Annotated in this window: 16 protein-coding genes; 6 read left to right on the top strand and 10 right to left on the bottom strand. The window is 64.9% G+C overall.

Going from position 1 to position 20,044, the window contains the following annotated elements; all coding sequences use genetic code 11:
* Positions 1-12 precede the first annotated feature (12 nt).
* The 9 genes from ACK8CP_RS01375 to ACK8CP_RS01335 all read right to left on the bottom strand — a co-directional run bounded on the left by ACK8CP_RS01375 (position 13) and on the right by ACK8CP_RS01335 (position 11,011).
* Positions 13-765, bottom strand: coding sequence for an SDR family oxidoreductase (locus tag ACK8CP_RS01375; protein ID WP_414833098.1), 753 nt, complete (start codon positions 763-765; stop codon positions 13-15).
* A 135-nt stretch (positions 766-900) separates the two neighbouring features.
* On the bottom strand, positions 901-2,700 hold the full coding sequence (locus ACK8CP_RS01370; RefSeq protein WP_414833097.1) for an IlvD/Edd family dehydratase: 1,800 nt from the start codon (positions 2,698-2,700) through the stop codon (positions 901-903).
* Between the two features lie 268 nt (positions 2,701-2,968).
* Complete coding sequence (locus tag ACK8CP_RS01365; protein WP_414833096.1) at positions 2,969-4,444, bottom strand: mannitol dehydrogenase family protein; 1,476 nt, start codon at positions 4,442-4,444, stop codon at positions 2,969-2,971.
* Positions 4,445-4,677: 233 nt separating this feature from the next.
* Entirely contained in the window at positions 4,678-5,451 is a 774-nt protein-coding gene (locus tag ACK8CP_RS01360) for an L-iditol 2-dehydrogenase (RefSeq protein ID WP_414833095.1), read from the bottom strand.
* Positions 5,448-6,449, bottom strand: coding sequence for an ABC transporter ATP-binding protein (locus tag ACK8CP_RS01355; protein WP_307154572.1), 1,002 nt, complete (start codon positions 6,447-6,449; stop codon positions 5,448-5,450). Before ACK8CP_RS01355 ends, ACK8CP_RS01360 begins: the two co-directional genes overlap by 4 nt.
* Before the next feature lie 83 nt (positions 6,450-6,532).
* Positions 6,533-7,363, bottom strand: a complete 831-nt coding sequence (locus ACK8CP_RS01350) for a carbohydrate ABC transporter permease (protein WP_414833094.1) — start codon at positions 7,361-7,363, stop codon at positions 6,533-6,535.
* 3 nt (positions 7,364-7,366) lie between these two features.
* Positions 7,367-8,239 carry a carbohydrate ABC transporter permease gene (locus ACK8CP_RS01345; protein WP_234628693.1) on the bottom strand — a complete coding sequence of 291 codons (873 nt, stop codon included), beginning with the start codon at positions 8,237-8,239 and terminating at the stop codon, positions 7,367-7,369.
* A gap of 165 nt (positions 8,240-8,404) precedes the next feature.
* Positions 8,405-9,718 (bottom strand): ABC transporter substrate-binding protein, encoded by a 1,314-nt coding sequence (locus ACK8CP_RS01340; RefSeq protein WP_414833093.1) that lies wholly within the window; start codon positions 9,716-9,718, stop codon positions 8,405-8,407.
* Between the two features lie 381 nt (positions 9,719-10,099).
* The gene (locus ACK8CP_RS01335; RefSeq protein WP_414833092.1) at positions 10,100-11,011 is read right to left on the bottom strand and encodes a LysR family transcriptional regulator; all 912 of its coding nucleotides are present in this window, start codon (positions 11,009-11,011) and stop codon (positions 10,100-10,102) included.
* Positions 11,012-11,107: 96 nt separating this feature from the next.
* Between ACK8CP_RS01335 and ACK8CP_RS01330 the strand changes: the two genes are divergently transcribed.
* Positions 11,108-11,293, top strand: coding sequence for a hypothetical protein (locus tag ACK8CP_RS01330; protein WP_414833091.1), 186 nt, complete (start codon positions 11,108-11,110; stop codon positions 11,291-11,293).
* A gap of 12 nt (positions 11,294-11,305) precedes the next feature.
* The gene (locus ACK8CP_RS01325) at positions 11,306-11,557 is read left to right on the top strand and encodes a hypothetical protein (protein ID WP_414833090.1); all 252 of its coding nucleotides are present in this window, start codon (positions 11,306-11,308) and stop codon (positions 11,555-11,557) included.
* A 54-nt stretch (positions 11,558-11,611) separates the two neighbouring features.
* Here ACK8CP_RS01325 and ACK8CP_RS01320 read toward each other — a convergent pair whose 3' ends face one another.
* Positions 11,612-12,556, bottom strand: a complete 945-nt coding sequence (locus tag ACK8CP_RS01320) for a carbohydrate kinase family protein (protein WP_414833089.1) — start codon at positions 12,554-12,556, stop codon at positions 11,612-11,614.
* Between the two features lie 377 nt (positions 12,557-12,933).
* Between ACK8CP_RS01320 and ACK8CP_RS01315 the strand changes: the two genes are divergently transcribed.
* From ACK8CP_RS01315 to ACK8CP_RS01300, 4 genes are all read left to right on the top strand, one after another.
* Positions 12,934-14,157: an ROK family transcriptional regulator gene (locus tag ACK8CP_RS01315; RefSeq protein ID WP_414833088.1), complete on the top strand. Its 1,224-nt coding sequence runs from the start codon at positions 12,934-12,936 to the stop codon at positions 14,155-14,157.
* A gap of 177 nt (positions 14,158-14,334) precedes the next feature.
* The gene (locus tag ACK8CP_RS01310; RefSeq protein WP_414833087.1) at positions 14,335-15,753 is read left to right on the top strand and encodes a sigma-54-dependent transcriptional regulator; all 1,419 of its coding nucleotides are present in this window, start codon (positions 14,335-14,337) and stop codon (positions 15,751-15,753) included.
* Between the two features lie 15 nt (positions 15,754-15,768).
* Complete coding sequence (locus ACK8CP_RS01305) at positions 15,769-17,829, top strand: ATP-binding protein (protein WP_414833086.1); 2,061 nt, start codon at positions 15,769-15,771, stop codon at positions 17,827-17,829.
* Between the two features lie 312 nt (positions 17,830-18,141).
* Complete coding sequence (locus tag ACK8CP_RS01300; protein WP_414833085.1) at positions 18,142-19,872, top strand: OFA family MFS transporter; 1,731 nt, start codon at positions 18,142-18,144, stop codon at positions 19,870-19,872.
* Positions 19,873-20,044: the final 172 nt, after the last annotated feature.

The following is a 20,044-nucleotide window of genomic DNA, read 5'->3' as shown; positions in this document are numbered from 1 at the left end:
GCCTTGTATCGTTCAAAGCGACCAGCCGCCGTCGATCACCTGCGTCGTGCCGGTCGTGAAGCGGCTCTCGTCGGAGCCGAGATAGACAGCGAGATCGGCGATCTCGTCGGGCGTGCCGATCCGGCCGATCGGTTGACGCTCCACGAACATCGCCCGCGCTTTTTCCACGCCGCCCACCTCTTCGCCGAGCGCGGAAATCCGCGCCTCCAGCGACGGGCTCTCGATGGTGCCCGGGCAGATGGCGTTGCAGCGGATGCCTTTGCGGATGAAGTCGATGGCGATCGAACGCGTCAGCCCGATCACCGCCGCCTTCGTCGCCATATAGACGTAGCGGTTGGGCGCGGCTTTGATCGAGGAGGCCGCCGACGACATGTTGATGATCGAGCCGCCGCCCTTCTCCAGCATCCGCGGCAACAAGGCCGAGATCGTGCGGTGCATGGAAGTGACGTTGAGATCGAAGGAAAAATCCCAGTCCTTGTCGTCGCAATCGAGCACCGTCCCGTGGTGCACGAAGCCCGCGCAATTGAACAGGATGTCGGGCGTGTCGACGGTTTTCATATAGGCGCCGACGGCGCGCCCGTCGGTCACGTCGAGAACGGCCGTATCGACCTCGCCCAGAGTATTAAGCCCCTTCAGCTTCTCGGCGTCGAGATCGGTCGCGTAAACGCGCGCCCCCTCTTCCAGAAACCGTTCCGCCACGCGGCGGCCGATCCCCTGCCCCGCCGCCGTGCACACTGCGATCTTTCCCTCAAGTCGCCGCCCCATCAGGCTTCCTCCGTTCCTCGTTTATTGGTTTTTGCGGGAGGGTTAGTCCCTCCACACATTCTTGAGATGCTTTGCTTTTCACGCCGCCCCGCCGCCCGTCTGGCGCCGGCCGCGAAGCCCTCGAAGCCGTGACCTCTAGTGATTGTCGCGCGGGATGCCGCTCGTCTGGGCGATGCGGTGGTATTTGACCGCCGGCTCCAGAACCATGCCGGTTTCGAGCTGCGAGACCATGGCGCGCTGGATCTCCTGCCAGGGCGTCTGGCTCTCCGGGAAAGGATAGCCCCCCGCCTCTTTCAGCGCCTCGCGCCGCTGTTCAAGCTCCTCGTCGCTGATGAGGATATTCGCCTCCCCGCGCCCGAGATCGATGCGCACGCGGTCGCCCGTCTTCAACAGTCCGAGACCGCCACCGGCCGCCGCCTCCGGCGAGGCGTTGAGGATCGAGGGCGACCCCGACGTGCCCGATTGCCGCCCGTCGCCGATGCACGGCAGCGAATGCACGCCGCGCTTCAGGAGATAATCGGGCGCGCGCATGTTCACGACCTCCGCCGCCCCCGGATAGCCGATCGGCCCCGCCCCGCGCATGAACAGGATGGTGTTCTCGTCGATCTGAAGTTCCGGATCGTCGATGCGGTGATGATAATCCTCCGGCCCGTCGAAGACGGCCGCCTTGCCCTCGAACGCCATCGGATCGTCGGGATTGGAGAGATAGCGCTCCCGGAACTCGGTCGAGATCACCGAAAGCTTCATGATCGCCGAGGAGAAGAGATTGCCCTTGAGGACGCGGAACCCCGCCCCTTTCAGAAGCGGCTGGTCGAACGGGCGGATGACGTTGAGATCGGCAATCTCGGCGCCGCGGCAATTGTCGCCCATCGTCTGCCCGTTCACCGTGACCGCCCCTTCGTTGATGAGCCCCGCCCCCATCAGCTGGTTGACGACCGCCGGCACGCCGCCCGCGTGATAATAATCCTCGCCGAGATATTCGCCCGCCGGCTGCAGATTGACGAGAAGCGGAATGTCCTCGCCATAGGTCTGCCAGTCGTCGATCGAAAGCTCCACGCCCACATGCCGCGCGAGCGCGTTGAGATGGATCGGTGCGTTGGTCGAGCCGCCGATCGCCGAATTCACCCGGATCGCATTGATGAAGGCATCGCGCGTCAGGATATCCGACGGCTTCAGGTCGTCGCGCACCATGTCGACGATGCGAAGCCCCGTCAGATACGAGACCTCCTGCCGGTCGCGGTACGGTGCCGGGATCGCGGCGGACCCCGGCAATTGCATGCCGAGCGCTTCGGCGAGCGAATTCATCGTCGAGGCGGTGCCCATCGTGTTGCAATAGCCGGTCGAAGGCGCCGAGGAGGCGACGAGCTTGACGAAGCCCGGATAGTCGATCTCGCCCGCGGCCAGCAATTCGCGTGCCTTCCACACGATCGTGCCCGAGCCCGTCCTCTCGCCGCGAAACCAGCCGTTCAGCATCGGCCCGACGGAGAGCGCGATCGCCGGAATGTTGACCGTCGCCGCCGCCATCAGGCACGCCGGCGTGGTCTTGTCGCAACCGATCGTCAAAACCACGCCGTCGAGCGGATAGCCGTAGAGCACCTCGACGAGCCCGAGATAGGCGAGATTGCGGTCGAGCGCCGCCGTCGGCCTCTTGCCCGTCTCCTGGATCGGATGCACCGGAAATTCGATGGCGATGCCGCCCGCCTCGCGAATACCGTCGCGCACGCGCTTGGCGAGCTCCAGATGATGCCGGTTGCACGGCGACAGGTCGGACCCCGTCTGCGCGATGCCGATGATCGGCTTGCCGGATTGCAGCTCTTCCTGGGACAGGCCGAAATTCAGGTAGCGCTCCAGATAAAGCGCCGTCATATCGGGGTTGTCGGGATTGTCGAACCAGGCACGCGAGCGCAGTTGCGGCAGATTGGCAGCGTCGGTCATCTCATCTCCAAAGGGTTTGACCCGCCGGAAAGGCTCGTTGCGGGTCGCCCGATTGCCAACAACGTATACCTCATTGTCGGGGCCTTTCAACGGCCTTTAGGTAGAGAACTGGCCGGGCGGAAATCCTACTGCATACGCAAAATGCGGGCGAAAGCCCGCTCCACCTGCCGCGCCCGCCGCGCAAATCCCCCAAAAACTGAGAAAGAAAAAGGCCCACCCGCAACCGGTGCGGGCAGGCCTCTGCAGAAAGCGAAATGTCGATGCGCGGTTAGCGCGTGCCGTCGAGATAGCGCTGCAGCGTCTTCTCGGTCCCCTCGTCCCACAGCGTGCGCAGCCAATGCGCGAAAAGCTCGCGGAAATCGTCGGAGCGCCCGACCTCGCCATAGACATCGTCCATGCCGAGCCATTCGCCGGGATCGGCGCGCGCCGCCTGCGCCTTCGGCACGAGCAGATCCCAGTTCGGGTCGTTCGGCTCGATGACGGCGCCGCTTTCCGTCTCGCCGAAGCAATAGCGGCACCACAGCGCCGATTCGAGCGCGAGGCCGGTCACGTCGCGGCCCTCCTTCAGCCGGTCGGCGATCGTCGGCACGATGAATTTCGGCTGCCGGTTGGACCCGTCGAGGCAGAGACGGCGCACCGTGTCGCCGATCTTCGGATTGGCGAAGCGGCGCTTGATCTCGCCGAAATAGACCTGCAGATCCGTATCCGGCACAGGCGGAACGGCCGGTACGATCTCATCCTGCTCGATCTTCTCCAGGAACGCCGCCACGAGCGGATGCTCCATCGCCTCATGCACGAAATGGATGTCGAGAAGCCCCGCCGGATAGGCGATCACCGCATGCCCACCGTTCAGAATCCGGATCTTCATGATCTCGAACGGCGTCACGTCCGGCACGAACTGCACGCCGACATTTTGAAGCGCCGGCCGCCCGGCCGGGAAATTGTCCTCGAGCACCCATTGCTTGAAATCCTCGCAGAACACCGGCCAGGCATCTTCGACGCCGAATTCCTCCTCGAGCAGCCGGCGCTCCCGATCCCCCGTCGCCGGCGTAATCCGGTCGACCATGCCGTTCGGAAAGGCGACGTTCTCGGTGATCCAGTCGGCGAAGGCGGGGTCCGAAAGCCGCGCCGTCCCCGCGACGGCATTCTTCGCCACCACGCCATTGTGGGGGATGTTGTCGCACGACATCACGGTGAAAGCCTGAAGTCCGCGGCCCCGCCGCTCCTTGAGCCCCGCCGCGATCAGCCCGAAGACGGTCTTCGGATCGTCGGGCGTCTTGCCGTCGGCGGCGATTGCCGGATGCTGCGGATTGAAGCGCCCGGTGGAATCGATGAAGTAGCCGCCCTCCGTCACCGTCAGCGAGACGATGCGGATTGAGGGATCGGCGAGTTTTTCGATGATCGCCTGCGCATCGCCCACGGGCAGCATCCCGACCATGGCGCCGGTGACGCGCGCATTGGAAGCTGCGGCCGACTGATCGACGACCGTCGTCAGAAAGTCCTGACCCCCGAGCGCCTGGCGCATCTTTTCATCGCCCGCCATGACGCCGGCGCCAAGGATCGCGAAATCGTGGTCGCGCCCGGTTTCAAACAGCTCGTCGAGATAGACGGCCTGATGCGCGCGGTGAAAATTGCCGATGCCGAAATGCAAAATCCCGGCCGACAGCCCGGCCCGGTCATAGCCGGGGACATGCACCCTCGGCGCCATTTCGCTCAGGTTCTCGGCTGCAAGCTTCGTCGTCATGTCACTCCTTCCGGGGCAGAGGAACGTCCTCTCCGAACCCCTCCGGGGCCGCGCCCCATTCGATAGGTCCGCACTTTCCGGCCCTGCGAGACCGGGCGAAGAGCGGATCGTCATGCGTCCCCCTCCCCCTTGTGGGGAGGGGACAGGGGTGGGGGTCGTCGGTCAGAGGAAGGGCCTGTGTGAATTCGCAAGCACAGCCCCCCACCCGCGAGCTTTCGGTTGGGATGCCCCCCTCAACTCATCCAATTGCCGCCGTCGACATTGTAGGTCTGGGCGACGATGTAATCGGCCTCCGCACTTGCCAGAAACACGGCCATGCCGGTCAGATCCTCCGCCCGGCCCATGCGCCCGTAAGGCACCGCCTCGCCGACGAGCCGCTTCTTCTCCCCGAGCGGCCGATTCTCGTACTTCGCAAACAGCGCATCGACGCCGTCCCAGTGCTCGCCGTCAACCACACCCGGCGCGATCGCATTGACGTTGATCTTGTGCTGGATGAGGTCGAGGCCCGCCGACTGCGTGAGGCTGATCACGGCGGCCTTCGTCGCGCAGTAGACCGCGACGAGCGCTTCCCCGCGCCGCCCGGCCTGGCTCGCCATATTGATGATCTTGCCGCCCTCGCCCTTGGCGATCATCGCTTTCGCCACCGCCTGCAGCATGAAGAGCGTGCCGGACACGTTGATCGCAAAGAGCCGGTCGAAACTCTCCCGGCGGATTTCGACGATCGGCGAAAGATCGAAGAGGGCGGCGTTGTTGATCAGAATGTCGATGCGCCCGGTGCGGTCCAGAACCTCCGCCACCGCCGCGTCGATCGAGGCCTGATCGGTGACGTCGAGCGGCACCGCATAGGCCGCCTCGCCGATCTCGGCGGCCGTCTCTTCGGCGCGGACGAGGTTGATGTCGGCGATCGCCACCCTCGCCCCTTCGCGCACATAGGCCTCGGCGAAGGCGCGCCCGATGCCGCGCGCCGAGCCGGTGATGATGGCGGATTTGCCTTCCAGCCGCCTCATGACAGCGCCATGCCATCGGCGTCGAAGCGATGGATCTTGTCGTCCTGCGGCGTCAGAAACACCCGGTCGCCGTGGCGCACGGGAAACTCGCCGTCCGCGCGTGCCGTCAGCATGCCGGCACGCTCCGTCTCCACATGCAGAAACGTGTCGGAGCCGAGATGTTCGGAGACGCTGACCCGGCCTTCCCAGCGGCCTTCTTCCAGCGACAATTCCATATGCTCCGGCCGGATGCCGACCTTGGCCGCGTCGCGCCGTTCCGCCACCGCACCCTCGATGAAGTTCATCTTCGGCGAACCGATGAAGCCCGCGACGAAGAGATTGCGCGGCTTGGAATAGAGTTCGAGCGGCGTGCCCACCTGCTCGATGATGCCGGCGCGCAGGACGACGATGCGGTCGGCCATGGTCATGGCCTCGACCTGATCATGCGTGACGTAGATCATCGTCGTCTCGAGCTTGTTGTGCAGCTCGGAGATTTCGAGGCGCATATTCACCCGAAGCGCCGCATCGAGGTTCGACAAAGGCTCGTCGAACAGGAACGCCGCCGGCTCGCGCACGATCGCCCGCCCGATGGCGACACGCTGGCGCTGCCCGCCCGAAAGCTGCCCCGGCCGCCGGTCGAGATAATCGGTGAGGTTCAGAACGCGCGCCGCATCGTCGATCTTGCGGTCGATCTCGGCCTTGTCGAACCCCGCCATCTTCAAAGGAAAGGCGATGTTCTTCCGCACACTCATATGCGGGTAGAGCGCGTAGGACTGGAACACCATGGCGAGGCCCCGCTTGGCCGGCGGCGTTTCCGTGGCGTCCCGCCCGTCGATCTTGATCTCGCCGGAGGTCACGTCTTCGAGCCCCGCGATCAGCCGCAGAAGCGTCGACTTTCCGCAGCCGGACGGGCCGACGAAGACGATGAATTCGCCATCCTCGATTTCGAGATCGAGCGGCGGGATCACCTGGACATTGCCGAAAGTCTTGGTGATCTGGTTGAGCGAGATGTGTCCCATATCCGTCCCTTTTCGCCGCGTTTGTCGCCGCGCCGTTTATTGTCGGGTGCCGCCGGGGCGGCAGCCGCGTCTTGGCCGCGCCCCTATTTGACCGCCCCAAAGGTGAGGCCGCGCACGAGCTGCTTCTGGCTGAACCAGCCGAGGATCAGGATCGGCGCGATCGCCATGGTCGAGGCGGCGGAAAGCTTGGCGTAGAAGAGCCCCTCCGGGCTCGAATAAGATGCGATGAACGCCGTCAGCGGCGCCGATTTCGCGGCCGTCAGGTTCAAGGTCCAAAACGCCTCGTTCCAGGCGAGAATGATGTTGAGGAGAAGCGTCGAGGCGATCCCCGGCACCGCCATCGGCGTCAGCACGTAAAGGATCTCCGAGCGCAGCCCCGCCCCGTCCATCCGCGCCGCCTCCAGGATCTCGCCCGGAATCTCGCGGAAATACGTGAACAGCATCCAGATGATGATCGGCAGGTTGATCAGCATCACCACGATGACCAGGCCCAAAAGCGTGTCGAGCAGGCCGGTATCGCGGAAGATGAGATAGATCGGGATCAAGACGCCGACGGGCGGCAGCATCTTGGTCGACAGCATCCACATCAACACGTTCTTGGTCTGCTTGCCGGGCACGAAGGCCATCGACCACGCCGCCGGGATGGCGACGAGGAGGCCCAGAACCGTCGAGCCGAGCGAGATCACCACCGAATTCCAGAAATGCCGGAAATAGGCGGAGCGCTCCTGCACCTCGGTGTAATTGTCGAGCGTCCAGTCGAAGAACACGAAAGAGGGCGGCGAAGCGATCGCCTCCGCCTCCGTCTTGAAGCTCGTCAGGATCGTCCACAGGATCGGAAAGAAGATCAGGAAGCCGATCGTCCAGGCGATCAGCGTGAAGAGGAGCTTTCGACCTTTTGTCGGAGTGTGGGCCATGGCTCAGACGTCCAGGTTCTTGCCGATCATCCGCATCAGGAAGATCGCGACGATATTGGCGAGAATGACGGCGACGATGCCGCCGGCCGACCCGCCGCCCACGTCGAACTGCAGGAGCGACTGGGCGTAGACGAGATAGGTGATGTTGGTCGTGGCATAGCCCGGCCCGCCATTGGTCGTGACGAGGATCTCCGCGAACACCGAGAGCAGGAAGATCGTCTGAATGAGCACGACGACCGTGATGGCGCGCGCCAGATGCGGCAGCATGATGTGGAAGAAGCGGCTCAAAGGCCCCGCCCCGTCCATTTCCGCCGCTTCGAGCTGATCACGGTCGAGCGATTGCAGCGCCGTCAGCAGGATGAGCGTCGCAAAGGGCAGCCATTGCCACGACACGATCCAGATGATCGAGGCGAGCGGCGCCTGACCGAGAAAGTCGAAGGGCTGCATCCCGAGCGCCCGAAAAATGTTCGAGAAGAGCCCGTTCACGGGATTCATGAACATGTTCTTCCACACGAGCGCGGAGACCGTCGGCATGACGAAGAACGGCGCGATCACCAGAACCCGCACGATCCCCTGCCCCCACATCGGCTGATCGAGCAGGATCGCCAGAAGCACCCCGCCGAAGATGGTGATGACGAGAACGCCACCGACGAGGAGAAGCGTGTTGATGAGCGCGGAGAAGAACGCCGGATCGGTCAGGAAGAACCGATAGTTCATGAAGCCGATGAAATCGTGCGTTCCCGGCATCAGAAGATTGTAGCGCAGGAACGAGAAGTAGAGCGTCATCGACAAGGGGATCAGCATCCAGCCGAGCAGAAGAAGCACGGCGGGAGAGATCATCAGTCGCGCGGCGGAACGCGAATGCGCAGTGGCCATGAGCGAACCCTTTCGGGCGATGAGGAACGAGCCGGTGAAGAGGGCCCGGGCGGACGCCGCAACGACATCCGTCCGCGCCGATCATGTCGAGGCGGTCACGGCGTCGGCGACCGCCCCAGGCAGGTGCGTGAAGCCGGCGATATGCGGCCGGTCACGCGCGGCGCATCACTTCGGATAGCCGGCCTTCGTCATTTCGCGGTTCGTCAGCTGCTGGGCGTTCTGGATCGCCTGATCCGCACTCATCTGCCCGGCAAGCGCGGCGGAGAACATCTGCCCGACGGCCGTGCCGATGCCCTGGAATTCCGGAATGGCGACGAACTGTCCGCCCGTATACGGCACGTCCTGAACGGACGGCTTGTCGGGCGTCGCCGCCTGCATCGAATTCAAGGTCATCTCGGCGAAGGGCGCTTCCTTCTGATACTCCTCGTTCTCATAGAGCGAGGTGCGGGTTCCCGGAGGTGCGGCGCGCCAGCCTTCGTTCTCGGCGACGAGCTTCGTGTAATCCTTCGACGTCGCCCAGGCGATGAACTGCTTGGCGGCATCCTCTGAATCCGTCGAGGTCGGAATGGCGAGATTCCACGACCACAGCCAATTGCCGTGGTTGTCGACGCCTTCCTTGTTCGGGAATTGCGCGAAGGCGACCTTGTCGGCGACCGTCGATTCATCGGGGTCGGTCACGAACGAGGCAGCCACCGTCGCATCGATCCAGATGCCGCATTTGCCCTGCTGGAAGAGCGACAGGTTTTCGTTGAAGCCGTTCGAGGAGGCTCCTGGAGGCCCGTAATCGTTCATCATGGTCAGATAGTCGTTGACCGCTGCTTTCCATTCCGGGCTGTCGAGCTGGGCCTTCCAGTCCTTGTCGAACCAGGCCGCGCCGTAGGAATTCGCCATGGCCGTCAAGAACGCCATGTTCTCGCCCCAGCCCGGCTTGCCGCGCAGACAGATGCCGTAGACGTCGTTCGATTTGTCCGTCATCGCCTCGGCGGCTTTTTGGATATCCGACCAGGTCGGCTGATCGGGGATCTCCACGCCGGCCTTCTCGGCAAGGTCGGTGCGGTACATGACCATCGCCGATTCCCCGTAGAACGGCGCCGCGTAGAGCTTGTCCTCATAGGTCAGCGCACTGCGGATCGCCGGCAGGATATCGTCGGCATCATAGCCGTCCGGCATGTCGTCGAGAGCGACGAGCCAATTCTGCTTCGCCCAGATCGGCACCTCGTAATTGCCGATGGTCATGACGTCGTACTGACCGCCCTTGGTGGCGATATCCGTCGTCACGCGCTGGCGCAGCACGTTTTCTTCCAAAGTCACCCATTCCAACTGGATATCGGGATGATTTTTGGTGAAATCCTCGGCGAGCTTCTGCATGCGGATCATGTCGCCATTGTTGACGGTGGCGATCGTGATCGTTTCGGCATGAGCGGCGGCAGTGAAGGCGACGGCGGATACAGCGCCGACCGCCCAAATGGAGCGTCTCATCAGGTTTCCTCCGTTCCGCGTCTTCGGCCCAAAGGCCGCGCGGCTTATCAATACAGGAAAGACGCGACATCGGATGTCGAGATCGCATCCCTCTGCCCGCGCCGAAAGGCACGGACATTCAGGACGAAGTTGCGCGAAACCGCGGCCTCCGCCTCATCTTCGGATATCTAAATTGTCGTCAGAAGCGCGAAGGGAAAGACCCGACGGCAACTTGCGTAAGACTAGATCACGCGGGTTTGCCGCTGTCAAATAAATAAATCACTTTGATTTTGCAATTAACGCAAGCGCAGAATAAATCCTGTCCTTCCGGTAACTTAGCCGCATTGTCGCACAGCCTTACGAAATTGAAACTCTCAAGTTTCCTGATGCGGCAAGGCGCATCTATTCTTCGCGCTCCCAGGGCGGCACGCTGCCGAAATGTGCACTCAGATAATCGATGAACGCGCGCACCCGCGGCGACAGATTCCGCTTCTCCGAATAGAGCGCCAGAATGTCCGACCCGTCGTCGGCATAATCCGGCAGGAGCCTGACGAGCCGCCCGGCCTTGATATCCTCGCCGACGAGATAGGTCGAAAGCCGGGCGATCCCGAGGCCTGAAAGCGTCGCGTGATAGATCGCATCGGCGCTGTTGGCCTCGAAATTGCCGGTGAGCGGAACGGGATCGGTCCCCTCCGCCCCTTCCAGATGCCAGTCGTTCCAGCGCGTCACCGTCGACAGGCGCAGGCAATTGTGATGCGCGAGATCCTGGCGCGTCGTCGGCGTGCCGGCGCGCTTGAGATAGGCCGGCGCGGCACAGATCACCCGCCGGTTGCGGGCAAGCTTGCGCGCCACCGCAAAACTGTCCTCCACCTGCTCGGTGAAGCGGATGGCGACGTCGATCCCCTCCGCCGCGAGGTCGATCGGGCGGTCCGTCACCTCGAGCGAGACTTTGAGCTCCGGATAGCGCGCCATGAACTCCGGCATGATCGGCAGAAGCTGCGCCTTGGCGAAGGCGACGGTGGCCGCGACCCGCAACACCCCGACCGGCTGACCGCTGATCGCGGTGGCAAGGTTTTCCGCCTCCGACACCCTGACCGCGAGATCGGCGCAGCGCTCGTAGAAGGCGCGCCCCTCCTCTGTCAGCGACAGGCCGTGCTTGCTGCGGTTGAGAAGCCTTACCTTGAGGCGATCCTCCAGAAAGCCGATCTGCCGGCTGACGGCCGATGGCGTCAGGCCGAGCGAGCGGGCGGCCGCCGAAAAGCTCTCGCTCTCGACCACGGTCGCAAACAGGATCATCTGGCTCGGAAGTTCCATCACACCTCGGCTTTGCAGCTGGGTCACAGCCCCTTTGACCCAAGGACGCCTTCGCAAGCGCCTCCGCCGTCATTATTTGTGCAACACAGCACGATTATGATGCGCCGCAATACCGGCGTAGGGCCCGACACCATCAAGATAAAAACGGGTTCGTGGAAGCGCACCAAAGAACGGCTGCAAGCAACCACCGCACTGCAACACAGGCCGGCAAAAGCCACCGAAGGCATGCTGCCGGCACACGAACCGGAATTTCAGACGGCAATTCCCCCTGCCGTCCCATGATGGAGAAGCCACATGAAGACCCTCACTCTCGCACGCCCCGCCTCCGGGCCCCTCAGCGCACCGGCCTCGACCGTATCGATGGGCGAAGGCGCCCGCACCCTCCTGTCGCGCGCCTGGACATCCGTGAAGCAGCGCTACCAGTACGGCGAACTCGTTCGCGAGCTGGAAGGCTATCGTGACCGCGACCTCGCCGATATGGGCTTCGACCGCAGCGAGATCCGCCGCGTGGCCTATGAAGGCGCCTACGGCCGCTCCCGCGCCTGATCTGTCGTTCTCCGGGCGGCCGTCCGTTCGCAAGACCGCTCGAAAAAACCTCCATCACCCGTCCTGGCTGGCGGCAGCACCAAGCTCCGCCCGCCGGGGCGGATCGGCGCCGCGGCGTCCGCAGGTGATGCCGGCGGCCTCCGTGGCAAAGGTGATGAGCGCCTCCACCTCGTCCCGGCGCAGCCTGGAAAGCGCCTCGCGCGATTTCGTCGAGCGCTCCGCCAGGCCGGCAATCAAGGCGGCCATGAAGCTGTCGCCAGCGCCGACCGTATCGACCACGTCGACCTCGGTGCCTTTGACGGACACGCGTCCGAACGAGCCGAAGGCTTCCGCCCCTTCCCGGCCATAGGTGACGACGACCAGGGTCGCGCCCGCAGCGCGCCAGCGCTCGGCGGTCTCGGCCGGCGGCGCGCTCGGATAAAGAAGCCCCAGATCCTCCTCGCTCACCTTGACGAGATCCGTCGTCGGCAGGAAGGCGTCCAGGCGTTCGCGCCAGAGCGCGAGATCCGGCTCCACGTTGAGCCGCACATTGGGATCGAGCGTCACCAGCCGCTCGCCCGCCTCTCGCCCCAGAAGCGACAGGAGGCTCGTGCCGATCGGCTCGGTGACGAGCGAAAACGAGCCGGCATGCACGCCCCAGATGTCGCGACTGAAGACCGGCAGATCGGAAAGGTTGACGGCCCGGTCCGCCGCCCCGTCTCCATAAAACGCGTAAGAGGGCGAGCCGTCTTTGCCGAGCGTCACCAGGCTCAAGGTCGTGCGTCGGCTGGAGCGCAGAAGAAATCCGGTCTCCACACCTTCCGTCTTGAGCGCCGCAAAGAGCTTCTCGCCCAAAAGATCCGTCGAAAGTCCGGTGAAAAGCGCCGCCTCCTGGTCGAGGCGGGCGAGCCCCACGGCGACGTTGAAAGGCGATCCGCCGATGCGCGCGTCGAAGGAGAGCCCTTCGCCCTTGTCCGAACCGTAAAGATCCCAGAGCGCCTCGCCGCAGACGACGAACATCAGGCCGCTCCCGCCGGGGTTTGAACGAAGCCTCGCTGCATCTTCTCCTCCCCTCCGGCGGCCTCTTTGTAGGCCTTATCACCCCGCCTTGTCATTTCCGCCGGGTCGCGCGTCCTAGGCCATAGAACATGGCCCCAAGCCGCACTCGACAGGCCGGGCGAGCGGGCGGCGCCGCGCTCGGGCCGGCGGCTTCCACACGAGCCGGCCCCCAGAGATAGGCAGCGCAGCGCCGCCTGACCGGCAGCCATGGCTCACGCACCCATCCACATCGGACCTTCAAAGTCAATAACTAAATCACATTGGTTTTTTAATTTTCTTTCGGCTAGCCTGCGCTGCCGCAAGAGGACGAACCGCAAGGACTGCGAAGGCACGGCGAGATGCGAGGCGGAGACACAACCGGGCTGCGCGCCTACAACGAGCGGCTGATCATCCACGCGCTCTTGCGCGCCGGCGCCCTCTCGAAGGCGGAGATCGCGCGCGAGACCGGCCTCTCCGGCCAGGCCGCCTCCGTCATCGTCAACCGTCTCCTGGCCGAAGGCCTCCTCATCAAGCGCGACAAGGTCCGCGGCCAGGTCGGCCAGCCGTCCACCCCGATCGCACCCAATCCGCAGGGCGCCTTCTCGCTCGGCGTCAAGATCGGCCGCCGCAGCGTCGAGGCGATCCTCGTCAATCTTCTGGGCGAGGTGATCGGCTCCGCCCAGGAAAGCTATTACGCGCCCTTGCCGGAGGAGACGGTCCGTCTCGCCATCGCCCAGGCGAGCGATCTTCTCGCCTCCCTCGACGCCGCCTCCAGAAAGCGCGTCGTCGGCCTCGGCATCGCCATGCCGAGCGAGCTTGAGGCCTGGGCGACGGAACTCGATTTGGCGCCGGGCGCCCTCGACGCCTGGCGCGACATCGATGTCGCCGCCGCCTTGCAGGAGGCGACCGGCCTCCCCGCCTCCCTCCACAACGACGCGACGGCCGCCTGTGCCGCGGAAGTGATCCTGGGCGATGCCGTCACCCGCCGCAGCGCGCTTTACCTTTATCTCGGCACCTTCATCGGCGGCGGCATCGTCATCGACGGCAAGCTCTATCGCGGCGAGCAGTTCAACGCCGGCGCCATCGGCTCAATGCCGACCGCCCATCAAGGCGCCACGGGCGCGCCGCAGCAGCTCATCCACACCGCCTCCATCATCCAGCTGCAACAGGCCTTCACCGAGGAAGGGATCGACCCAGGCGAGGCGCTTCTGCGCGGCGACGACATTCCAGGTGCCACAAAGATCTTCGACGCCTGGGCGACACAGGCGGCGGAGGAAATGGCGCGCGCCGTCATATCGGCCATGAGCGTCATCGACTTTGAGACGATCGTGGTCGACGGCCTGCTGCCGCCGGCCTGGCGCACCCGCATCACCCAGCGCCTCGCCGAAGCGGTGCAGCATTTCAACCGTCTCGGCCTCACCCCCGCCGAGATCGTCTCCGGCTCCGTCGGGCCGATGGCCCGCGTTCTGGGCGCCGCTATGCTGCCGCTCCAGGCGCGCTTCTCGCCCAACACCGACCTCCTCGTGCGCCAGACGATCGCGCGCCAGAGCGACGCCGAAGCCGCGTCTTCGCTCGCGGACTAGCCGCCTCCCACACGCACTGTCCGCCCGCTCTTTGCATTCCGACCGGCTTGTGCCCATCATGGCTGCAAACAAGAAAACGATTTCTCTCGGGGGTCTCCTCGGGAGAAACCGAGGAAACCCGCTTGAGGACCGTCCATGAGCCTCGCCCCATGAGTCTCGCCCCATGAGCCTCGCCCCATGAGCGTCACGGCCGCGCGCAGCGTTGAGCCTGCGCCGCGCGTTCCCGAATTCGGGCCCTGGCTCGCTCAGGCCTCGATCCTCGTCGTCGACGACGAGCCGGGCATGCGCAATTTTCTCGTCCGCACGCTGAAACCCCGCTGCAAGCGCCTGGAAGAGGCGGCCGACACCACCGAAGCCTCCAGAAGGCTCGACGAGCACCATTTCGACGTTGTCATTCTCGACAACATCATGCCCGGCAAGAGCGGCGTCGAATGGCTGACAGAACAGCGCGAGATCGGCCTTTTCGCCGATGCGATCCTGATCACCGCCTATGCCGATCTCGAAACGGCGATCCAGGCGCTGCGCGCCGGCGCCGTCGATTTCGTCCTGAAACCCTTTCGCTCCAACCAGATCCTCAACGCCGTCGCGCGCTGCCTCGACCGCATCCGTCTGCAGCGCGAAATCCATGTCCTGCGCCACGAACTGCGCTCCACCGCCGATCACATGCTTCTGCGCGACAAGCTGATCGGCCATTCCCCCGGCATCGGCGAGGTGCGCGACACCATCGCCCGCGTCGCGCCCCTGCCGACCTCCGTTCTGATCACCGGCCAGTCCGGTACGGGCAAGGAGGTGGCGGCGCGCTCCATCCACGCCCTCTCCGAGCGCGCCGACAAGCCCTTCGTCGCCGTCAATTGCGCCGCCGTGCCGACCGACATGCTGGAGGCGGAGCTTTTTGGCCATCTGAAAGGCGCCTTCACCGGCGCCGATGCGGGCCGCGAGGGCCTCTTCATCCATGCCCATGGCGGTACGCTCTTTCTCGACGAGATCGCCGAACTGCCGCTGGCCATGCAGAGCAAGCTCCTGCGCACAATCGAAGACCGGCGTGTGCGCCCGGTCGGCTCGGAGCGCGAGGTGCCGGTCGATGTGCGCTTCATCTTTGCCACCAATGCCGACCTCGAAGCCGCTGTCGAAGAGGGCCGTTTCCGCACCGATCTCTTCTACCGCATCAACGTCATGCAGATCGCCATGCCGCCGCTCGCCGCCCGCGGTGAGGACGTGATAGAGCTCGCCACCCTCTTCATGCAGCGCCTGTCGAAGCAGCTCGGCATGCCCCCGGTCGAAATCGATGCCGCCGTGCGCGCGGGCCTCGCCGCCTATGACTGGCCCGGCAATGTCCGCGAGCTCAGAAACCTCATCGAGCGCTCGCTCATCCTCGGCCGCTTCCCGCCGGAATTTCGCGGCGATCCCGCCACGGGCACAGAACGCGCGCACGCCCCCGAAGTCGCCGGCGAGCCCGGAGAAGCACTCGAAGAGGTGGAGCGCCGCCATATCCTGCGCGTTCTGGAAGCGACCGGAGGCAACCGCGCCGAGGCCGCCCGCCGCCTCGGCATCTCGCGCAAGACCATCGACCGCAAATGCTCAGCCTGGAACCTCTGAGCTGGGGCCGCTGAGATGAGTTTGGAGCCGGCGCGGCCCGGCCTTGCGCAGCCCGGACTTGCGCGGCCCGGCCCCGAAAAGATCGGCCGGCACCGCTCGGTTCGCTTCCGCCTCCTGGCGATCGCGCTCCTGCCGACCTTCGTCATCCTGCCGCTTCTTCTCGGCGTCACCATCGTCCGCTGGAACGCGAAATTCGACCAGCTTCTGAAGTCGAAGGTGCATGGCGACCTCACCATCGCCGACCAGTATTTCAACCGCATCCTGGAGACGACCGGCGACGAGATCGACGCGCTCGGCCGCTCCGCCGAATTCCGGGACGTGATCGAGGCGGATGCCCCCGCCCCGCTCGCCGCCTATCTGGAGAAGAGCCGCAAGGCGCTCGGCCTCGATTTTCTCTACCTCGTCAGCACCGGCGACGGCGTGCACGCCACCTCCCCCGCAGGCGCAGCCCCGAACCTTTCGGGCGACCGGCCGGTCGTCCAAAGCGCCCTTGCCGGCAAGCCCACGACGGCAGTCGACATCTTCTCCGGCGACGACCTCGCCGCCATTTCGCCGGCGCTTGCCGCGCAGGCGCGCCTTCCCCTCGTCGACACGCCCAACGCCGTGCCGACCGACAAGACGGCCGAAACCCGCGGCATGGTCGTGCATTCGGCAAGCCCCGTGCGCCTGCCCGGCCAGGGCCCCGCCGCCCTCGTCGGCGGCCTCCTCCTCAACCAGAACCTCGTCTTCATCGATACGATCAACGACCTCGTCTACCGCGAGGAGAGCCTCCCCGCCGGCAGCCAGGGCACGGCGACCCTTTTTCTCGACGATGTGCGCGTCTCCACCAATGTCCGGCTTTTCGAGGACAAGCGCGCCCTCGGCACCCGCGTCTCCGCCGCCGTGCGTTCCGCCGTTCTCGGCGAAGGCCGCGTCTGGCTCGACAGCGCCTTCGTCGTCAACGACTGGTACATCTCCGCCTACGAGCCGATCACCGACAGTTTCGGGCGCCGCGTCGGCATGCTCTATGTCGGCTTCCTGGAAGCACCGTTTCAGCGCACCAAGCTCGTCTCGCTTCTCACCCTCATCGCCGCCTTCGCCGCCGTCACCGCCTTGAGCGTGCCGCTCTTCCTGCGCTGGGCGGGCTCCGTCTTCCGCCCCTTGGAGCGCATGACGGAGACGATCTCCAAGGTGGAGGCCGGCGATATGAGCGCCCGCACCGCCCTTCCCGACAATGAAGACGAGATCGCCCGCGTCGCCGCCCATCTCGACGGGCTTCTCGATCAGGTGCAGGAGCGCGACCGGCAACTCCGCTCCTGGAACGAGGAGCTCAACGCCCGCGTCGCGGACCGCACGCGCGAGCTGAGCGAAGCGAACCGCCAGCTCGAGGCGACGACGAAACAGCTCATCATGTCGGAAAAGCTCGCGGCCATCGGCGAGATCACGGCGGGCGTCGCCCACGAGATCAACAATCCCGTCGCCGTCATGCAGGGCAATCTCGAAGTCATGCGCTCGATCCTCGGCGAGACCGCCGCCCCGGCCGAAACGGAGATCCGCCTCATCGACGAACAGATCGACCGCATCGGCCAGATCGTGACGAAACTCCTGCAATTCGCCCGGCCGGAGGAATATGCGGGCTTCGTCGAGAGCCACGCCCCCGCCGATGTCGTCGCCGACTGCCTGCCTCTCGTCCAGCATCTCCTCAACAAGGCGGAGATCGAGGTGGCGCGCCGCGACACCGCCACCCGCCTCGTTCTCATGAACCGCACCGAGCTGCAGCAGGTGCTGGTCAACCTCATCGTCAACGCCATCCACGCCATGCCGGACGGCGGCCGGCTGACGATTACGACCTCCGATACGGATCGCGACGGCACGCCGGGCATTCAGATCGCGGTCGAAGACACCGGCACCGGCATCCCCCCGGAGGTGCTGTCGAAAATCTTCGATCCCTTCTTCACCACCAAGCGCCAGGAGGGCACCGGCCTCGGCCTCTCGATCAGCCAGACGCTGATCGTTCAGCAGGGTGGCTCCCTGACGGTCACGAGCACGCCGGGCGAAGGCACGATCTTCGTGATCTGGCTCCCCGAAGCGCGCTGACGGCACCAGATCACGCCCGCCGCAAACTCGGCGTCACAGAGACAATTTGTCCTATTTTGGCTGGCGTCTCTTCCCGCCCGAGGGACGTTTTGTCCCTCTGCCCCTCGACAGGACTCCCGGAAATCCGCCACTTCCGCGTCTCTCCCGTTCTGGCATCCCGCTTGCGTAGCGTCCTCACGCCACGCCGAAAAAACGCGCGGGCGCTGCGCGGCCATGCTCCGCGCAGGGAGGAAAACGACAAGGGGCGCTCACTTGCCGAAAGACCGCGGTCGCGCGGCGCGGCGGGGCGAGCCCGGGAGGGAAAATCGCGACATGTTCGACAGCCTCAAGAAGGAACACATCGTCGCCGGCGAGAACTTCAACCGTTGGAAGGTTCCGCCGGCCTCGATCGCCATCCATCTGTGCATCGGCTCCGTCTATGCCTGGAGTATCTTCAACCCGCCGCTGACGCGTGAATTCGGCGTCGTCGCCGCCTCCGCCGGTGACTGGAGCCTGCAATCCGTCGTCTGGATCTTCTCCGTCGCCATCGTCTTTCTGGGCCTTGCCGCGGCCTTCGCCGGCAAGTGGCTCGAAGAGGTCGGCCCGCGCATGGTCGGCGTCGTCGCGGCACTCTGCTGGGGCGGCGGCTTCATCGTCGGCGGCCTCGGCATCGTCACCCACCAGCTCTGGCTCGTCTATCTCGGCTACGGCGTCATCGGCGGCTGCGGCCTCGGCCTCGGCTATGTCTCGCCCGTCTCGACCCTGATCCGCTGGTTCCCGGACCGGCGCGGCATGGCGACCGGCATGGCCATCATGGGCTTTGGCGGCGGCGCCATGATCGCCACGCCGATCAAGGAATTTCTGCTGCGCACCTTCTATGAGGTTCCGACCTATCTCGGGCCGGAAAGCGCCGTCTCCCTCGTCACCGAAGGCGGCCGCCGCATGGCCGAGGTCAACGGCCAGATGGTCGAGGTCGTCGTCGCCGGCGCCAAGCAGGTCGCCGCAGCCCCCGTCGCCATCGAGCCCGGTATCTACGTCGCCGGCACCGGCAACACCGGCGCCGCGATGACCTTCTTCACCCTCGGCGGCATCTACTTCGTCGTCATGGTCATCGCCTCCTTCTCCTACCGCGTACCGCGGGAGGGCTGGAAGCCGGCCGGTTGGGAGCCGGCCGCCGCGCATGTCGCCCAGCGCAAGATGATCTCCGACAACGACGTCCACATCGACCAGGCGCTGAAGACGCCGCAATTCTATCTTCTGTGGATCGTGCTCTGCTTCAACGTCACGGCGGGCATCGGCGTCATCGGCGTCGCCAAGACCATGATGACGGAGATTTTTGGCACCACCCTGCCCTTGATCGTGAACTCCGCCTTCGCGGCGACCTACGTCTTCATGATCTCGGTCTTCAACATGGTCGGCCGCTTCCTGTGGGCCTCGGCATCGGACTATATCGGCCGCAAGAACACCTATTATTGCTTCTTCGTTCTCGGCACGATCCTCTATCTGTCGATCCCGTTTGCGGCCCAGCAGGTGAGCGTCGATCCGGCGGTGACATGGCTCGTCATGTTCTACGCCGCGACGATGATCATCTTCACCATGTATGGCGGCGGCTTTGCCACCATCCCCGCCTATCTCGCCGACATTTTCGGCACCAAATATGTGGGCGGCATCCACGGCCGGCTTCTGACGGCGTGGAGCACGGCGGGCGTTCTCGGCCCCCTCGCCATCACGCAGCTGCGGGAAATGTCCCTGTCGAACGCGATCCACGATCTTGCGGCCCGCATCGATCCTTCCGTCTTCCGGGAGAAATTCGGCGCCGGCATCGATCAGCTCGACCAGATGATCGCCGCCAATACGGTGACAATCGGCCGGCTGATGGAGATCGCCCCCGCCGGCACCGTCGATCCGACACCGAGCCTCTACAACACCACCATGTACTGCATGGCGGGGCTCCTGGTGCTCGCGCTCATCGCCAATTCCCTCGTCCGTCCGGTGCACGAGAAGCACCATATCGACGAGACGACGGAGGAGATCGAAGGGCGCGTCGTCGCCGCCGCCGAATGATGGGACTTGCGGCCGGGCATCATGCCCGGCCGTCTTTTTCCCCTGCGGCAGGGCGCGTCACCCGGCCGCCGTTTAGCTCCCAGGCCGAGCGTCCCGCCCGGCCCTCTCTCATCGCCATGACCGGGCCCTTGCCCCGTCCGGCTTTTCTCAACGCCCGCATCCTGTATCGTGG

It is taken from the genome of Afifella sp. YEN Y35, from assembly GCF_047553465.1.
Taxonomy (GTDB): domain Bacteria; phylum Pseudomonadota; class Alphaproteobacteria; order Rhizobiales; family Afifellaceae; genus Afifella; species Afifella aestuarii.
The sequence above is the reverse complement of the archived record's forward strand: the minus strand, read 5'-3'. Positions and strand labels throughout refer to the sequence as shown.